The sequence below is a fragment of the Streptomyces sp. NPDC058469 genome, from assembly GCF_042721125.1.
GTDB lineage: Bacteria > Actinomycetota > Actinomycetes > Streptomycetales > Streptomycetaceae > Streptomyces.
The window spans coordinates 1-15,775 of record NZ_JBHXME010000145.1 but is presented as its reverse complement, the minus strand read 5'-3'; the positions used below and the strand labels follow the sequence as shown (position 1 = coordinate 15,775).

The window sequence follows — 15,775 nt, the reverse complement described above, 5'->3', positions numbered from 1 at the left end:
CCGTGAAGGTCACCAACAGGACCCACGACGTCGTCGCCGGAGGGGTGGCTCTGCACCTGTTGCAGTGGAGGCCACTGCGTCTGCGGGTACGACCAAGATTCTCTAGGTGAACCCTGTGATGCCCCTGGGAACCTCCCGGCATCCTGCCCGCGTGTACATGGCGTGCACCTGGCTTACGGGAGGCCTAATATCCATGACTGTGTTGAGAGTCCGAGTGCTAGGACCGATCGATGCCGACATCGGCGGGATGCGGGTCGGCCTCGGTACCCCTCGGCAACGCGCGGTTCTGGCCCTCTTGCTGGTGGGGCGAGGTGGCGCGGTCCCGGTCGACAGGATGATCGCCCAGTTGTGGCGTGGACAGCCGACGTCCAAGGCGACCGTCTCACTCCATGCCTACGTGTCGAATCTGCGCCGGGTACTCGAACCGGGCCGGGAACCACGCACCCCCTCGACGGTCCTGGTCAGAGAACCGTCTGGATACGCGCTGCGGCTGCCCGAGGAGGCGGTCGACGCCTGGCGATTCGAGGCGGCGGTGCGCCAAGCCCGGAGCGTGTCCCCCGAACGGGCCCGCCGTCTGCTGGAAGAGGCCCTGGGCTGGTGGCGGGGTACGGCATACGCGGAGGTGGCTGACGAGGAGTGGGCCGCCACCGAGGTGGCCCGGCTGGCCGGACTGCACATGGAGGCACGGGAACTGCTGATTGAGGTGACCCTGCGGATGGGTCTGTCTGCCGAGGCGGTGCCGTCTGCCGAGGTGCTCGTCCGGGAACAGCCGCTGCGGGAGGAGAGCTGGCGGCTGCTTGCCCTCGCGCTGTGGGGCTCAGGACGGCAGGCGGACGCGCTCGCCGCGTTGCGCCGCGCCGGGACCGTACTCGGCGACGAGCTCGGCATGGCTCCCGGTCCCGCCCTGGCCGAGTTGCACCAGGCCGTTCTGACCGGGCGGACGGAGGTGCTCCGTGCTGCCGTACCGGGACCGGCCCTCAGGCCGGCGGAGACCGTTGTCGATGCGGGGGAGGAGAACCTGTTCGTCGGCCGGGACGCCGAGTTCCGGGCGCTGTCGGACACCGCGCGGGCGGCCCGGCGTGGCGGCGGCGTCGTGTTGGTCACCGGTGAGGCGGGGGCCGGGAAGTCCGCGTTGCTCGCCCGGTACGGGGAGTCGCTGCGTGCCGACGGCTGGACGGTGGTGTCCGGCCGCTGCCCCGAGTTCGAGGGCGCCCCGCCCGCGTGGGCGTGGGTGGAACTGCTGGGCGAGCTGGCGCACGAGGCGCCCCTGGCCAATCTGGGGCCCCTCGTGGCGATGTTGCCGGAATCGGCCTCAGGACCGAATTCCGGTCAGGAGGCGCGGTCGGCCGGTCCGGGCGATGTCGCGGCCGGCCGGTTCCGGCTGCACCGCGCGTTCGCCGGGTGGCTGCGGGACGCCGCCGCCCGTAAGCCGCTCGCGCTGATCATCGACGACCTGCACCAGGCCGACGCGGAAACCCTTGCCCTGCTGGATCGGGCCGCCGGCCTCGATGGCGCGCCGGTCCTGGTGATCGCCGCGTACCGCCCGGTCGACGCGGCGGACCGCCTGCTGATGGTGCTCGCCGACCTTGCCCGTCACTCGCCGCACCGGCTGGCGCTGCGCGGCCTGGCCCCGCACGACGTAGGCACCCTCGTCACCGCCGTCTGCGGCGCTCCGGTCGACGCCGACACGGTGACCGCACTCGCCGAACGGACCGGTGGCAACCCCTTCTACGTACGCGAGAGCGCACGGCTCCTCGCCGCCGAAGGCGTCCTCGTCGCCACCTCCGAAGTACCCCAAGGCGTACGCGACGTACTACGACGACGACTACGCCAACTCCCACCCACCGCCCTCACCACCCTCCAACTCGCCTCCGTGCTGGGCCGCGAAATGGACGTGAGCGTCCTCGTCGAAGCCTCCGACGTCGACGAGAACGAGGTACTGGAGGGGCTGAAGGACTGCGTCGTCGCGGGGCTGCTCACCGAACCGGCACTCGGTCGGGTGCGGTTCATCCACGCGCTGGTCCGCGACACGGTCTACACCGATCTGGTCGGTCTGCGTCGTGCGCGTCTGCACGGGCGTCTGGCTGTGACGCTCCGGCGCTGCCGTCCCGATGAACTGTCCGCTCTGGCCTATCACTTCACCCGTTCCGGAAGCGCCGCCACCGCACCCCTGGCAGTCGAGTACGCGCTCCGCGCCGCCGAACTGGCCGAGCGGCGCTACGCCCATGACGTGGCGGCCGAGCTGATCCAGCACGCGATCGACGCGGCAGCGCTGCTGCCCGGCACCGCGGGCGAGTCCGCCGAGCGACTGGTGGGACTGCTCGGCCGGCTGCTGCGTGTGCAGGTCCTGGCCGGTTCGCTGGCGGCGGCCCAGCAGACGCGCCGACGCGCTGTCGAGGTGGCGGAGAGCGTCGCACGTGACGACCTGGCCGTCGCCGCGTTCGCCGCGTGGCCCGAGCCGACGCCCCGGCTGACCCAGCAGCACTGGCGGCTCGACGAGGCCATCGTCGGCGTGCTCGACCGGCTGACCGCCCGCACCGACCTGGACCCGGTCACCATGGCCCGGCTCCTCCAGGCGCTGGTCGACGAACTGGGCAGCGCCGACGGCGCCCGGGTCGACGAGGCCGCCGGCCGCCAGCTGGCCATCGCCCGCGAGGTCGGCGATCCCCAGCTGCTGGCGGCCGCCCTGACGACGATGACGAAGCTCCTGCCGCGTGAGGTCGAGACGGCGGAGCGGGAACAGTTCGTGGCCGAGCTCCGGGCGCTTACCCGCGATCATGAGCTGCCGGCCTACTGGTGGATCTGCGAGCACATGGACGGCCTCGTCGCCGCCACCCGCAACGACCCCGCCGGCGTCCGCCGCCACGCCGAGCAGGGCCTGGCGATCGCCCGGCGTTACCGGCTGGCGGAGGCCGAGGCCGCCAGCATGGCCACGGTGGCGATGCTGGCCCACGTGGAGGGACGCTTCGAGGAGGCGGAGGCGCGCTACGGCGAGGTCCGTGACCGACTTCGGCGTAACGGCTCCTCCTACGGTGAGGGCCTCTATGCCAGAGCCATGATCACCATGCGGCTCAACCAGCAGCGGCCGGAGGAAGCTGAGCCGTACGGCTGGGTGCTCTACGACGCGCTGGGATCGATGGCCGGGGAGGGGCTGGCCGTCGTCCTGGCCAGCCGGGGCGATCTCGACCGGGCCCGTGCTATCCGTTTCGAGCCCGTCGTCCTCCGCGACCACTTTTACGGCGTACGACTCTGCGCCCGCGCCCGGACGGCCGCGATGGTGGGCGACCGGAGCGTTGCCGAGGCCCTGATCCCGCTGCTGCTCCCGGTCCGGGACCAGCTCGGCGCCGCGTCCACCAACGTGTTCATCACCTGGCCGCTCGCCCACTCACTGGGTGAGCTGTACCGGCTGCTGGGCGACGAACCCGAGGCACAAAAGCAGTTCGCTCACGCGGAGACGGTTGCGCTCCAGTGGGGCTCGGACCACCTGGCCGCGTCCGCCAGAGCGGCCGCCGCCCTCAGGGTCTGACGGCCGCGGCGCGGGCCGCGGCCGCCAGATGCGCCGAGCCCCATTGCCGAGCGACTTTCTCCGCGTGGGCGAACTGGCTCCGCGCTTCCGGCTCGTCGCCCAGCAGCCGGTACAGCTCACCCAGCGAGTGGGCGAGCGGACGGAAGGCGAAGGACGTGCTGGCCGCGCCGGCGAGCTGGTCGCGGAGGGGCAGAAGGAGCGGGATCAACACCTGCGCGGTGGCCCGGTCGCCCAGTAGGGCGGCCAGCTCCGCACGGATCGCCAGGGCGATGCCGTAGAGATGGTCGGGCACCGGCGCGACGGTGGTGCTCAGGGCGAGGGCCTGATCGAATTTGCCCTGCCGGGCAAGGACGAGGGCGAGAGCGGCCTCGCCACCGAGGGGCGTGGACGCCTGTAGCTGTTGTTCGAGCTCCTGATGGCGTCCCTGGTTGAGTCGGATGGTGATCAGACCCAGCCCGTACACGACGTCGCCGTGCGAGGAGCCGCTGCGCCGCAGCCGGTCCCGTATGTCGGCGTAGCCAGCCTCCGCCTCGTCGAAGCGGCCTTCCACGTGGGCCAGCATGGCCATGGTGGAGAGAGTGACCGCCTCGGCCTCCGCCAGCCGGTACCGCTGGGCGACGGCCAGGCCAGCCGTAGCGTGTTTCCGTACTCCCGCGACATCGTTGCGGGCGCCGGCGGCCATGCCGCCGACGTGCTCGCGGACCCAGCTGTTCGCGGGCAGATCGTGTGAGTAGCCGAGCGTTCGCACCTCGGTGGCCAGCAGCTCCCGCCGGTCCGCGGGGAGCTTGTGCGGTGCCACCGCCGTCATCGCGGTCATAGCGCAGGCGAGCAGCAGGTGGTCCCCGACCGTACGGGCGATGGCCAGCTGCCGCTCGACCGCCCGGACCGTTCTCGCGTCCTCCGCGGCCGGCGGCAGATGGACGAGGACCGTCGGGTCCAGTTCGGCGCGGGCGTGCAACCGGTCGACGAAGGTGTAGACCGAGGCCGGATCGATCAACCCGTGCGGACCGCTCAGGGAGGACGCAGGGCCGCTCGACGCGGCGAGCGCCGTGTTCGCCAGGACGTCGTCGTCGAGGGCTTCCGCCGCCGCGATGGCGCGCTGGCGGGTCGACCGCGCGGACAGAGTCATCCCGGCCCGGGTCTGGGTCCGCAGCAACCGCCCCAGCAGAGTGACCAGTTGCCCGGGGCGCTCGTTCTGCGCGCCGGGTATCAACGCGAAGGACACGATCGCCTGGTTGAGCAGCTGCACCGCGGTGTCGTGGGCGTAGCGCCCCTCGGCCAGTTCGGCCGCACGCAGCGAGTACTCGACGGCGAGCGACGCCGTCTCCGCCATGCCCGACCGGGCGAAGTGGTGTGCCAGAGCGGCCAGATCGTCCGGACGCCGTAGCCGCAGGACCTCCGCCAGCCGGGCGTGCATGCGTGCGCGACGCACCCCCACCAGATCGGTGTACAACGTGTCGCGGACCAGCGCGTGTGCGAACCTGACCCGGCCGGCCGCCGGTTCGGTCAGCAGCCCCGCCATGACGCCCGCCTCGAGCCCGTCGAGCACCTCCTGCTCGTCTGCGTCGGCGGCCTCGGTGAGCACGCTCACCTCGGACTCCACGCCGCCCGTCGAGGCGAGTTGGAGGGTGGTGAGGGCGGTGGGTGGGAGTTGGCGTAGTCGTCGTCGTAGTACGTCGCGTACGCCTTGGGGTACTTCGGAGGTGGCGACGAGGACGCCTTCGGCGGCGAGGAGCCGTGCGCTCTCGCGTACGTAGAAGGGGTTGCCGCCGGTCCGTTCGGCGAGTGCGGTCACCGTGTCGGCGTCGACGGGCGCGCCGCAGACGGCGGTGACGAGGGTGCCTACGTCGTGCGGGGCCAGGCCGCGCAGCGCCAGCCGGTGCGGCGAGTGGCGGGCGAGTTCGGCGAGGGTCTTCGTCAGCCGCTCACCGGCGTCGACCGGGCGGTATGCGGCGATCACCAGAACCGGGGCGCCGCAGAGGTCTGCGGCCCGCTCCAGCAGGGCAAGGGTCTCCCCGTCCGCGCGGTGCAGGTCGTCGATGATCACGGCGAGCGGCGCCTCGTCGGCGGAGGCCCGCAGCCATGTGCCGAACGCCTGGTGCAGCCTGAACCGGCCGACGGCCGCGCCGCCGGTGTCGCGTGCGGCGTCGGACACCGGATCGTCTTCCGGCTCGTACAGCAGCGGGCCGAGCGCGTCCGGGTCCGAGGGCGGTGTCCGCGGCGCGAGCGCGCCCAGCGCCTCCACCCATGCCCACGCCGGCGGGGCGCCGTCGGACTCCGGGCAGCGTCCGACCACCACCGTCCAGCCTCCGGCCAGCAGCTGTCGCCGGAACCGGGCGAGCAGCGCGGACTTGCCGGCCCCCGCCTCACCGGTGACCAGCACCACGCCGCCACCCGTGCGGGCAGCGTTGGCGACGTCGTCCAGCGCTTGGAGGTCGTCGTCCCGTCCCACGAAGAGTTCGTCCGCCGCAGGAACGAGTACGGTCGGACCGGCCTCCGGTACGACGGCGCGCAGTACCTCCGTCCGTCCGCTCCGGACCGCCTTCTCCACCTCCGCCCACGCGAGCCCGGGGCCGAGCCCGAGTTCGTCGGCGATGTGCTCGGTCGCCCGGCCCAGCTCGGCCAGCGCGTCCTCCGGCCGGCCACAGGCCCACAACGCGAGGGCGAGCAGCCGCCAGCCCTCCTCCCGCAGCGGATGTTCACGGACGAGCGCTTCGGTCGCGGGGAGGGCATCGGCGGCCTGCCCGGCTTTGAGGGTCACCGTGATCTCGAGTTCCCTGGCCACCAGGCGCAGCTCGTTCAGCCGGGCCACCTCCGTGGCCGCCCAGTCCTCGCCGGACCATTCCCCGTACGCGGGCCCGTGCCACCAGGCGAGGGCATCCTCCAGCAGTTGACGGGCTTCGGTGGGTGACGCGTTCCGGGCCTGCCGTACGGCCGCCTCGAACCGCCAGGCGTCGACCGCTTCCACCGGCAGCCGCACCGCGTACCCCGGAGGTGCGCTGACCAGGACGCCGGCCGGGGTCCGCGGCGGCCGGCCGGGCTCCAGGAGCCGGCGCAGATTCGACACGTACACCTGCAGGGAGGCTTTGGCACTGTGCGGGGGCTGACCGCGCCACAACCGGTCGGTCAGCTGGTCGACGGACACCACGCTGCCGCGGTGTGCCAGCAACAGGGCGAGGACCGCGCGCTGTTGAGGACCGCCGACGTGAACGGGCGCACCGTCGATGTCGGCACCGATCGGTCCCAGAACCCGAACTTGAATCATTGCGTACAAACTACAGTGCCCCAGGGTCGGGCATTTCGGGCCGTCCCAAGAGCTCGTTAAGCGGGCTCCAAGTCCGCTCGGGAAGGGTCCTGGTACCGCTGTGAGTCGGCGGCCCTGACCTAGGAGCACCAGCATGTCCGTCGCCCATAACGTCGAGCGTCCTTACACCCATGAAATGGTGATTGTGCACCGGGTGTTCCGGCGTGAGGCCGCCCTGCTGCCCCAGCTTGTGCGCGCCACGCAAGTCGGCGACATCGCGCGCGCCGAACAGATCGCCCGCCACGTCGATGAGTACGTGGGCGGACTGCATCACCACCACGGTCTTGAGGACGAGCTGATCTGGCCGTTGCTGTGTGAACGCGCCCCGCTGAGCGACGGTCTGATAACCCGCATGCAGGAGCAGCACCAGCTCATCGACATGACCCTCGCCGTGGTGACCGACGCGCTGTCCCGCTGGCGGCGAAGCGCCGACGCGGACAGCGGTGAGTCACTGGCCAACGGCTTCGACGATCACTACAACGTTCTGCTGCGGCACCTCCATGACGAGGAGACGCAGATCCTCCCCCTTATCGCCGACCACCTGACCGTCGCCGAGTGGGACCTGGTCGGCACCCGCGGCCTGGAGCGCATACCGAAGAACAAGCTGATGCTCGCGCTGGGCGCCATCCTGGAGGACGCGACCGAGAAGGAACGGCGGTACTTCCTCGGCAAGGTGCCGCTCGTCGGCCGGTTCCTGTGGAGAGTCGTGGGGCGGCGCCAGTACGCCGCCCAGTGCCGGGAACTGCGCGGCCCGCTGGCCGGCTGACGCCGTGTACCGCGACGCCACGCACCTGGCCGAGATCCGCTCCCTGGAGCCGATCCGGAACCGAAGGGCCATGACGAGCACGATCGCTCTCGCGGTGATCGCCAGTGATCCGGTCACGGCCGAGGGGGCGATCTCCTGCCTCCGCCAGTACGCGGGGCTGACCCTGTTGCAGGCGGAGGAGCGCGCCGAAGCCGACGTGGTGCTGATGCTGGCGACGGAGGTCACCGAGGAGACGCTGCTGCTGATGGAGGCGGTGGCCGCCCGGTCGTCCAACCCCGGCATGAGCATCGTGCTGGTCGCCGACAGCATCCGCGAACACCAGGTGGCACGGGCCGTCCGGTGTGGTCTGCGCAGTGTGCTGTGGCGCTGGGAGACGGGCTTCGAGAAGGTGCTGGAGGCCGTACGGAACATCGCCTGCGGGCGGGCCCAACTGCCCCCGTTGGTGCAGAACTGGTTGATCGACCAGGTCCGCACGGTGCATCGGGAGGTCCTCGGGCCGCGCGGGATCACCATCTCCGGGCTCGAGGCCCGCGAGGTGGAGGTGCTGCGGCTGCTGGCCGACGGCCTGGACTCGGCGGAGATCGCCCAGGAGCTCAACTACTCCGAGCGCACGATCAAGAACATCGTGAGCGGCATGATGAGCCGCCTCGGCATGCGCAACCGCACCCAGGTGGTCGCGCACGCGTTGCGCTCCGGCGTCCTGTGACGATCTCCGCCGCCAGGGAAAACAGACGTGCGCTCCAGGAACAGTGGTCTGCGCTATGAGGCGCGCCCGCACAACGCCCTGTTCCTAGCGTGGTTTTGGAAGCGCTGTGAGGCGCGAGTGAAGGGTGGTTCCGAGCGTGGGTGTGCGTCTTCTCCGGCCGACGGCTGGCGGATGGGAATGGCAGTCGGGGGCGGCGTGCAGTGGGAGCGACAGTTCCCTCTTCTACGGTCCTCAAGGCGAGAGCGCGGGTACGCGCCGCTGGCGCGAGCGCCAGGCGCGGGCGCTGTGTGCCTCCTGCCCCGTGGTCATGGCCTGCGCCGAGTTCGCCCTGGCGGCCGGTGAACGGCACGGCATCTGGGGCGGCTTGACCGAGACCGAGCGGTCGATACTCGCAGCCGGGGGAAGGGTCTACCGGCCGGCCGCCGGCTGAGAGGCATCCGGCCGGATATCCGTCGACTGCCGTCTGAGCGGGGCGGGCGACCGGATGGCCGTCAGCTGTCGGCGAGTGGCGCCTGACCGGCTCGCCCGTCGGCTGCCGCCTGAGCAGAGCGCGGTCGCACGTCCGTCAGCTGCCGCTGATCAGGGCGTCACCTGCTGTTCCGGGGCGGGAGCCGCGGTGAGCTGTGCGTTGTCGGCGTGGACGGTGATGCCGATGGCGCGCAGGTCCTTGACCGCCTGGCGAGTACGGCGCAGGGGGTCCTGGTGCCGATGGGCGAGGCGGTACAGCGGGCTGTCGGGGACCTTCTCGAACTGGACGCGGGACAGCATCCAGTCGGCCAGGTGCGGCGGCAGGGCAGGGTGGGCGACGAAGCCGTGTTCGTCGTGATAGCCGATGGAGATGTGCGGCTCGGTCAACGTGGGAACGCTTCCGGGGTCTGTCATCAGATGAGCCCGGTGCGAATGCCGTGGGCCACGGCGTGGGCCCGATTGCGCAGGCCGAACCGGGAGATCACACCATGGATGATGTTCTTTATGGTGCGCTCCGAGTAGCTCAGGCTGGACGCGATCTCGGCGGTGTCGAGACCGTCCGCGAGATGTCGCAGTACTTCGGCCTCACGCGGGGTCAGACCGCTCAGCCCGTCGGAACCGCCGCGTTCCTGGGCCTCGCGCAGCTGCTCCACCAGAGAGGCGACCAGCGTCTCCGGCAGTTCGGCGCGCCCGTCGCAACTGTTCACCACGGCCCGCAGTACCTGCGCGAAACCCACTTGGTGCCGGTGCAGGAAGCTGGTCAGCCCGTAACTCACGGCCCGCAGCAGCTGGTTCTCGGTGATCGAGTCGGCCACCAGGACGATCCGGGACCGTGCGCCCGCGCCACCGACGGCGCTCCGGCGCATCCACGACATCGTCTCGTCCGTCACCTCGCCGACCAGGATCAGCAGCACCTCGGACTGCTCCTGAAGATGCGCCGGGACCAGCCTGACCTCATGGGGGCCGGACTGGAAGAAGGCGGCCGCGCCGTCGGCGGTGATCGCGTCGTCGGAGCGCAGGGCCAGCGTCAGTTGCCGCCTCGGACTGTCCCTGCCCATGGGGCCTCTGGCGGCGAGGTGCGAGTCGCGCGGTCCGGTCCACCGGCCGCCGGTGGCGAGGACGAGCCCGGTCGGGCCGGAGCGGGCTCGTGCCCTCAGGGCGTCGGTCGCGCCGCTGTCACGGTTGGTCCACTGCATGGCCTGATCCCTTCGTCTTCCCGAAGACCCTCACGTCCACAAAGGAGCCGAGCTGTTGTTCCGTTGCCGTTGAGCGTAGAGAAGGGCAGGCGAGGGAGCGCGTCAGTAAACTGACGTCCGATCGGTCGCTGCGGGTGTGGTGCGGCGGGAGAACCAGTGCGGTCGGGGTACCGGCTGGTCGGCGCGTTCCGTGACCCTGATGCCCTCTTGGGTGAGTGCCAACTGCCAGTCGTCGCTGAGAAGTTGAATGAGGTCCAGGAGCAGTTCGCGGGCGTCGCCGGCAGCGGGTGCGCGGCCCGCGGGCACCGCGATGCCGCCCCCGCCGCCCTCGCGCGGCCGGGTGTAGTAGAGGGCCGCCTCCACCGCCAGGCCGAGGTTGGACGGGCAGTCCAGGACCACCGCGTCGTAGTCCGGCTCAAGCGGGGCCAGGGCGCGTTCCAGCGCTGCTTGGCGTGGCTCCCTGAGCAGGGCCAGGCCGCTGTCCAGCAGGTAGCCGTCGGTGGCGGCCGGGAGCAGTCGGATCAGCCCGCCGGAATGCTCGCGCGGGATGTCATGGACGAGTTCCGCCAGCGGACGGGTCGTGGAGCGGCGGTGCAGCATGTGCGTGACGAGACTCTCGCGGTCCCGGCCGATCACCGGGAAGCCGGTGCTCCGGGTCAGCCACCCCTCCGGGTCGTAGTCCACAAGGAGTACCCGCAGGCCTGACCTGGCCAGGCTCCTGGCCAGACTCGATGCCAGCATGGTCTTCCCGGTTCCGTTTCGCGGATGGCAGACCGCGGTGCGGACGGGCGCCCCGGACGGGGCGGTGGGTGTGCCGCCGGCGGCCTCCGCGATGCCGAGCCACAGCGTCACCGCCTGGGCGAGCCCCTGGGTGTACGAGACGCCGCGCACCCCGCAGTCGGTGCGGAACCCGTCGTACAGGCCCGGTGGCAGCCAGGTCGTGAAGGATGTGGCCGATCCGGTGGCCACCTTCGGCAACGGGGCCGGTCGCAGCCGCCAGGCGGTCACCGCCTCGGCGACCGCCTCCTGCATCCCGGTGCCTACCTGGGCGCAGCGGATTTTCAGCGCCTGCCGCAGCATGATCGGCAGTTTTGCCGCGACTTTCTCCAGGCCGGAGTCGCTCGGTGGGTGAGTGGTCATGTCAGCATACTGACGCCTCTGGCCCCATCGAACACAGCAGGTTGCCCGCTCGGACATCGAGGTCGGCCGAACTCGTCTCGGTGAGAGGGCGTCCACGGGGTGAACGACGGTGTCGACACCCGTTCGGGCAGCGCGCGTAGGAGATCGCGCAGCCCGCCGTCCGATTGGTTGCCCGTGTGCAAGCGCGCTGATGCGATGGGGTGGCACACCCTGCAAGGTCACGGCGTGGTTCGAGCGGCCCGAGGGCGGAAGCGGCGGATGAGGAGCGAACGCGGATGAGGCGCTTTGCGGGTGGGCGGACGCGGCGCAGGCTGTTCAGCCGCCGCGGCCGGTGGGCACGCAACAGGCAGACGCGACCCATGGTGACGAACCTGCCGGACCAGGGCGGCGGCCAGGTCGTCCTGGTGCACCCTCCCGGGCCCCTTCCCGAGGTGCTGACCGGCGCGGCCGCATACCTTCAACAGGGCGGCCGTCCCGACGATGTCACCGTCCTGACCTTCGGTGTCATCGGCCGCGACGAGGAGCTGTGGCGCCGGCTCAGCGCTGTTCTCGGCGACTGCAAGTCCCGTGGCGTCACCGAGATCCGGCTCGGCATGCCGGGCGGCGCCGCCCGGGACCGGGGTGGCCAGGTGCCGGCCCGGACCCTCAGCGATCGCTTGGACATGCCCGTGATCGCGGCACCCGGCGAGATAGCCGCCGTGCCCGGTGGAAGCCTCTTCGCCCGCAACGACGCCACCGACGAGGGCGGCTGGTGGCGCTTCAGCCCTGGCCTGCCCGCCAGACCCCTGGGCATACGGCACCCCGTTCCCTGGTGGGGCCCCGAACTCACCCGGATCGGCATCGACAGCGCCGACGGCCACACCGTCGAGGCGATCCCCGCCGGATTGCTCGTCCGCCCGACCTCGGCGCCCGCCGAGCAGATCGACGCGATCACCTACGCCGTACCCGTCGACGACCACCGCCTCACCGTGCTCGTGGGCGTGCGCGACGCGCCACCCGTCACCGCCGAGGCCGTCGTGACGGTCCTCGCCGCGCTCCCGGCCCGGCTGCGCGTCGCGGCGCGCCTCGCCCCGGGCGACGGCGGCGACCTGCTGCCGCTCGCCGAAGAGGTCGCGGACCTGCTCGGCGCGCCGGTCGAGGTCGCCAGCGGGCTGCCGCTGCGCTTGATGACCGCGGAGGAGTCCTACGTCCGGCTCGTGCTCACCGGCACCGACGGCGAACCCTCCTGGATGCCGTGGGTCGAGTCCGTGACCTGCCATCCCCGGCAGGAGACCGGCCGCCCGCCCGCCGAGGTGGCCCGGTGGCGCGCACCCGTCGGCGGGCTGCTGCCGACGCCGGAACCCGGCGTGCTGACACTCGACGAACACTGGCGTCTCGTGCTGACCCGGGCCGGGATGTGGATCGGCTCCAGGGAAGGCGACCGGCAGGGTGTGACCGACCGCGGTATCGACCCGGACGTCGTGAGCGTCGACCTCGGCGCGCCCGGTGTGCCGCTCGACTCCGGCCTGTTGAACTCCATGGACCGGATACTCGGCGAACTCGACGAGTCCGCCCGTCGACGCGTTGTCCTCGATGTGTTCGGGAGCTGCCCGGAGGAACAGTTCAGGGAGCTGCGGCGGCTCGCGGTGCGGCACGGCGTCGCGCTGGCCCCGCGCTCCCGGTCCGCGATCGCGCCTTCGGAGGCGCTCACCGAACTCCGGGCGCCATCAGTGATGGTGACGAACAGCCAGGACAGCGAGGACACCCTGGCGCCGTCGTCCGCGGTACGCCGGCCGCCCTTCGCGCCGTCCCCTTCGTACACCTCGGCCTCCCGTACAGCCGAGCCGGCCACTGTCGCGCAGCCCGTCGTGGGCGTGGCGTCCGCGACGTCTGCCCCGTTCACCTCGGCTGCCCTCACGGGCGAGCCACTCGCCGGCGCGCAACTTCTCGAAGGTCAGAGGCCCGAGGCGGCCGCTGCCCTGGTGGGCACTCCGCTCAGCATCGCCGTGCCCGGTCGGCCCCCGGTGGATGTCGGTGGGAGCACGGAGATGTCCCCGGCCGAGACCGTCTCGATTCCCGCTGCCCTCAACCGGGTGACCAGTTCGGTCTCCGCGGGGGAACTGCTGCTGGGACCCGCCGTTCCGGGCGGCGCTCCGGCGCGAGTGAGCGGTGCCGCTACGGCGACCGCCCGAGTCCAGGAGCCCGTGCGCGCTCCCCAGACGATCGCCTCCACGCCCGAGGCTGCTGCTGTCGGGCGTGCCCTGGCGGGTGCGCCGGGCCCCGTCGCCGCGCCTGCTCCGACCGTTCCGCAGCCGTTGGAGCCCCGGTCGGCGGGCACAGATACGGAGTTCGGTCACGGCGGTGACACCAGGAGCGATTCCGGCCGCCCGGAGAATGCCGACGAAGCGACGTCGGGTGAATCGACAACGGCTGAACTGTCCAACGGTGATGCACAGTTGGACCAGTCCGAGACGGTTCAGCCGATGCCCGAGACCGCAGTCCCGACACTTGGCCCTCCTTCCGTCGCCTCCTTCACGCCGGTGGCGCGCAGCAGCGGTGACGCAGACCGGGCCCTGCTCCAGTCCGCGCTCGCCGAGAACTGGGAACGGCATTCCGCCGAGGTGATGCGAGCCCTCACCCGTATCCCGGCGTTGCGGGGGCGTGAGCTCCAGGACGACGTGCGGTCCGACCTCATCGCCGTCGTCAGTTATCTCTCTGACGCCCAGGGGCCGTTGAGCGCCGAAGCGATCCGTGGGCAGTCCGTCGCCGAGCCGGAGCGGGCCAAGTCCCTACTGGCGAGCCTCTCTTCGGGCCTGCGTCGGTTGCCCTCGCATCGGGGGGCAGTGGTGCGCGGCCTCGGAACCGTACTGGTGGACTCCGAACTGCGGCCGGGCGACGAGCTGTTCGACACGTTGCCGGTGAGCGCTCTCGACTCGCCCTGGGAACTCGCGGGGGACCGCTACGTCGTATGGTCCGTCACGGGCCGTCGGGCCCGGGTGCTGTTCGACGGCGCGACCGCGGACCCCTACCAGGAGATCGTCTTCGCGCCCCGGACGCGGCTGCGGGTGCTCGATGTCGTAGACGCCGACACAGGACGCACCGTGCTGCTGCGGGAGTTGGCCGATGCCGCGGAGTTCGCCCCGCGCGGCGTACTCGACGAACAGGACGAGTTGTTCCGCGACAAGCTGCACGCCACACTCGCGGCGGCCGGTACCGCTCGCCACGGCGGCGACTGGCCCGTCCGGAGCGTCGGTCCCCTCACCCGCAGGTCCCGATGACGCGGCCCCGCCCCGGTGGACGTATGGCGGCGCTGGCGCTGGCCGGTGCGGTCGTGGCCGTGGCAACGGCCGTGCCCGCGCGGGCGGCCGGCGCCGGTCCCGCCGAGGCCGGTGTCTCGCTGCCCTCCGTGCCCTCGGTGATTCCCGCCGGGCAGAACTGTTTGGGCGCACTGACGGACAAGGCGCCGGACGCCCCCTGGACCCAGGGGATGCTGAGTCTGGGCACGGTGTGGCAACTGACACAGGGGGAAGGTGTCAACGTCGCCGTCGTCGACACCGGGGTGGCCCGTGGGACCCCCGGGCTCTCCGGGAAGGTGAGCACCGTTGGTGAGGGAGGCACCGACTGTGTGGGGCACGGCAGTTTCGTCGCCGGGATCGTCGCGGCCGGCCCGCTGACCGGGGTGGGATTCACCGGCGTCGCCCCCGGTGCGCGCGTTCTCGCGGTGCGTGGCACGGACGAGCGGGGCAACGCCACAGCGTCCAGCGTGGCCGCAGGGGTACGGGCCGCCGTCGACAACGGTGCGAAGGTCGTCGACGTCTCGCTCGCGCTGAGCTCCGGGAGCAGGGCTCTCGCCTCGGCCGTCGCCTACGCGCGGTCCCACGACGCGCTGGTCGTCGCGCCCGCGGTGCCGGACACGGCCTCCGTTGGCGGGACCGCTGACCAGTCCGCGCAGCGCGACTACTGGCCGGCCGCCTATCCCGGTGTGCTGTCCGTTCTCGACTTCGGTGCCACCGGCGGTCGGCCCAGCGGAGCCCTCGTACCGCGATCGGTGAAGCTCGCGGGCCCCGGCGACCAGGTGGTCGGACCCGGGCCGCGCGGCGGTGTGCTCGTGGGCACCGGATCCTCCGCGGCCACCGCTTTCGTGGCGGGGGCGGCAGCGCTGGTGCGGTCCTACCGGCCGGAACTGTCGGAGAGCCAGGTCGGCCGGCGGCTGATCAGTACCGCCTATCCGGCGGACGTGCCCCGGGTCGATCCCTACGCGGCGGTGACCGGGGAACTGCGAACCGGTACGCCGGCGAAGGTATCTGGCCCGCCCGCGGTGGTGCTGCCGGCGCTGTCGTCCGACGACGGGGCGATGCGCCGCGCCGGGGTGATGACGGGCACGGTGGTGGTGGCCCTGCTGGTGCTGGCCGCCGTGGCGACCGCGCGCCGTCACCATCGACGACGGTTTGCGGCCGGGGCGGCGGCGGAGGCAGACCGGGGTACCGAAGCCGGGCGAGGCGGTGGCTCCGGGGGCATGGAAGCGGGTGGCCCGTACGAGGACGACGAGTTGCGCGCCGCGTCGGCGGGCGTCGGCGCGCCAGCCGGACAGAGTCCAATGACGGAAATGCAGGACATACACCCCCGACGGGCCGGCGGCAGGGCGACCGGGTGTCGCCCTCACCGGTGGGCAAGGTTCTCGACAACACCG

10 protein-coding genes are annotated in these 15,775 nt (G+C 71.9%); 6 read left to right on the top strand and 4 right to left on the bottom strand.

Annotated features, from left to right (window positions below):
* Positions 1 to 193 precede the first annotated feature (193 nt).
* A complete protein-coding gene (locus ACFWP5_RS40665) occupies positions 194 to 3,526 on the top strand; it encodes a BTAD domain-containing putative transcriptional regulator (RefSeq protein WP_384168948.1) in 3,333 nt (1,110 codons plus the stop codon).
* Here ACFWP5_RS40665 and ACFWP5_RS40660 read toward each other — a convergent pair.
* Positions 3,516 to 6,791: a BTAD domain-containing putative transcriptional regulator gene (locus tag ACFWP5_RS40660; protein ID WP_384168945.1), complete on the bottom strand. Its 3,276-nt coding sequence runs from the start codon at positions 6,789 to 6,791 to the stop codon at positions 3,516 to 3,518. The genes ACFWP5_RS40665 and ACFWP5_RS40660 overlap by 11 nt on opposite strands.
* Before the next feature lie 133 nt (positions 6,792 to 6,924).
* Between ACFWP5_RS40660 and ACFWP5_RS40655 the strand changes: the two genes are divergently transcribed.
* From ACFWP5_RS40655 to ACFWP5_RS40645, 3 genes are all read left to right on the top strand, one after another.
* Positions 6,925 to 7,596: a hemerythrin domain-containing protein gene (locus tag ACFWP5_RS40655; protein WP_384168942.1), complete on the top strand. Its 672-nt coding sequence runs from the start codon at positions 6,925 to 6,927 to the stop codon at positions 7,594 to 7,596.
* Between the two features lie 70 nt (positions 7,597 to 7,666).
* On the top strand, positions 7,667 to 8,302 hold the full coding sequence (locus tag ACFWP5_RS40650; protein WP_384168939.1) for a response regulator transcription factor: 636 nt from the start codon (positions 7,667 to 7,669) through the stop codon (positions 8,300 to 8,302).
* A 136-nt stretch (positions 8,303 to 8,438) separates the two neighbouring features.
* On the top strand, positions 8,439 to 8,732 hold the full coding sequence (locus ACFWP5_RS40645) for a WhiB family transcriptional regulator (protein ID WP_384168937.1): 294 nt from the start codon (positions 8,439 to 8,441) through the stop codon (positions 8,730 to 8,732).
* 149 nt (positions 8,733 to 8,881) lie between these two features.
* Here the strand turns inward: ACFWP5_RS40645 and ACFWP5_RS40640 are convergent, their stop codons facing one another.
* From ACFWP5_RS40640 to ACFWP5_RS40630, 3 genes are all read right to left on the bottom strand, one after another.
* Complete coding sequence (locus ACFWP5_RS40640) at positions 8,882 to 9,157, bottom strand: hypothetical protein (RefSeq protein WP_384168934.1); 276 nt, start codon at positions 9,155 to 9,157, stop codon at positions 8,882 to 8,884.
* Positions 9,158 to 9,183: 26 nt separating this feature from the next.
* Positions 9,184 to 9,966, bottom strand: coding sequence for a response regulator transcription factor (locus ACFWP5_RS40635; RefSeq protein WP_384168930.1), 783 nt, complete (start codon positions 9,964 to 9,966; stop codon positions 9,184 to 9,186).
* Positions 9,967 to 10,068: 102 nt separating this feature from the next.
* Complete coding sequence (locus ACFWP5_RS40630) at positions 10,069 to 11,106, bottom strand: ParA family protein (RefSeq protein ID WP_384168927.1); 1,038 nt, start codon at positions 11,104 to 11,106, stop codon at positions 10,069 to 10,071.
* A 359-nt stretch (positions 11,107 to 11,465) separates the two neighbouring features.
* Here ACFWP5_RS40630 and ACFWP5_RS40625 point away from each other — a divergent pair, with 359 nt between their 5' ends.
* Together ACFWP5_RS40625 and ACFWP5_RS40620 are read left to right on the top strand one after the other, a co-directional pair.
* Positions 11,466 to 14,363 carry a hypothetical protein gene (locus tag ACFWP5_RS40625; RefSeq protein ID WP_384168924.1) on the top strand — a complete coding sequence of 966 codons (2,898 nt, stop codon included), beginning with the start codon at positions 11,466 to 11,468 and terminating at the stop codon, positions 14,361 to 14,363.
* Between the two features lie 23 nt (positions 14,364 to 14,386).
* A partial coding sequence (locus ACFWP5_RS40620; RefSeq protein WP_384168921.1) for a S8 family serine peptidase occupies positions 14,387 to 15,775 on the top strand: 1,389 nt, incomplete at its 3' end.

Bases quoted from the DNA above. Each gene is read 5' to 3' on its own strand.
- ACFWP5_RS40665 (WP_384168948.1), top strand. From the start codon at position 194: ATGACTGTGTTGAGAGTCCGAGTGCTAGGACCGATCGATGCCGACATC.
- ACFWP5_RS40660 (WP_384168945.1), bottom strand. From the start codon at position 6,791: ATGATTCAAGTTCGGGTTCTGGGACCGATCGGTGCCGACATCGACGGT.
- ACFWP5_RS40655 (WP_384168942.1), top strand. From the start codon at position 6,925: ATGTCCGTCGCCCATAACGTCGAGCGTCCTTACACCCATGAAATGGTG.
- ACFWP5_RS40650 (WP_384168939.1), top strand. From the start codon at position 7,667: ATGACGAGCACGATCGCTCTCGCGGTGATCGCCAGTGATCCGGTCACG.
- ACFWP5_RS40635 (WP_384168930.1), bottom strand. From the start codon at position 9,966: ATGCAGTGGACCAACCGTGACAGCGGCGCGACCGACGCCCTGAGGGCA.
- ACFWP5_RS40630 (WP_384168927.1), bottom strand. From the start codon at position 11,106: ATGACCACTCACCCACCGAGCGACTCCGGCCTGGAGAAAGTCGCGGCA.
- ACFWP5_RS40625 (WP_384168924.1), top strand. From the start codon at position 11,466: ATGGTGACGAACCTGCCGGACCAGGGCGGCGGCCAGGTCGTCCTGGTG.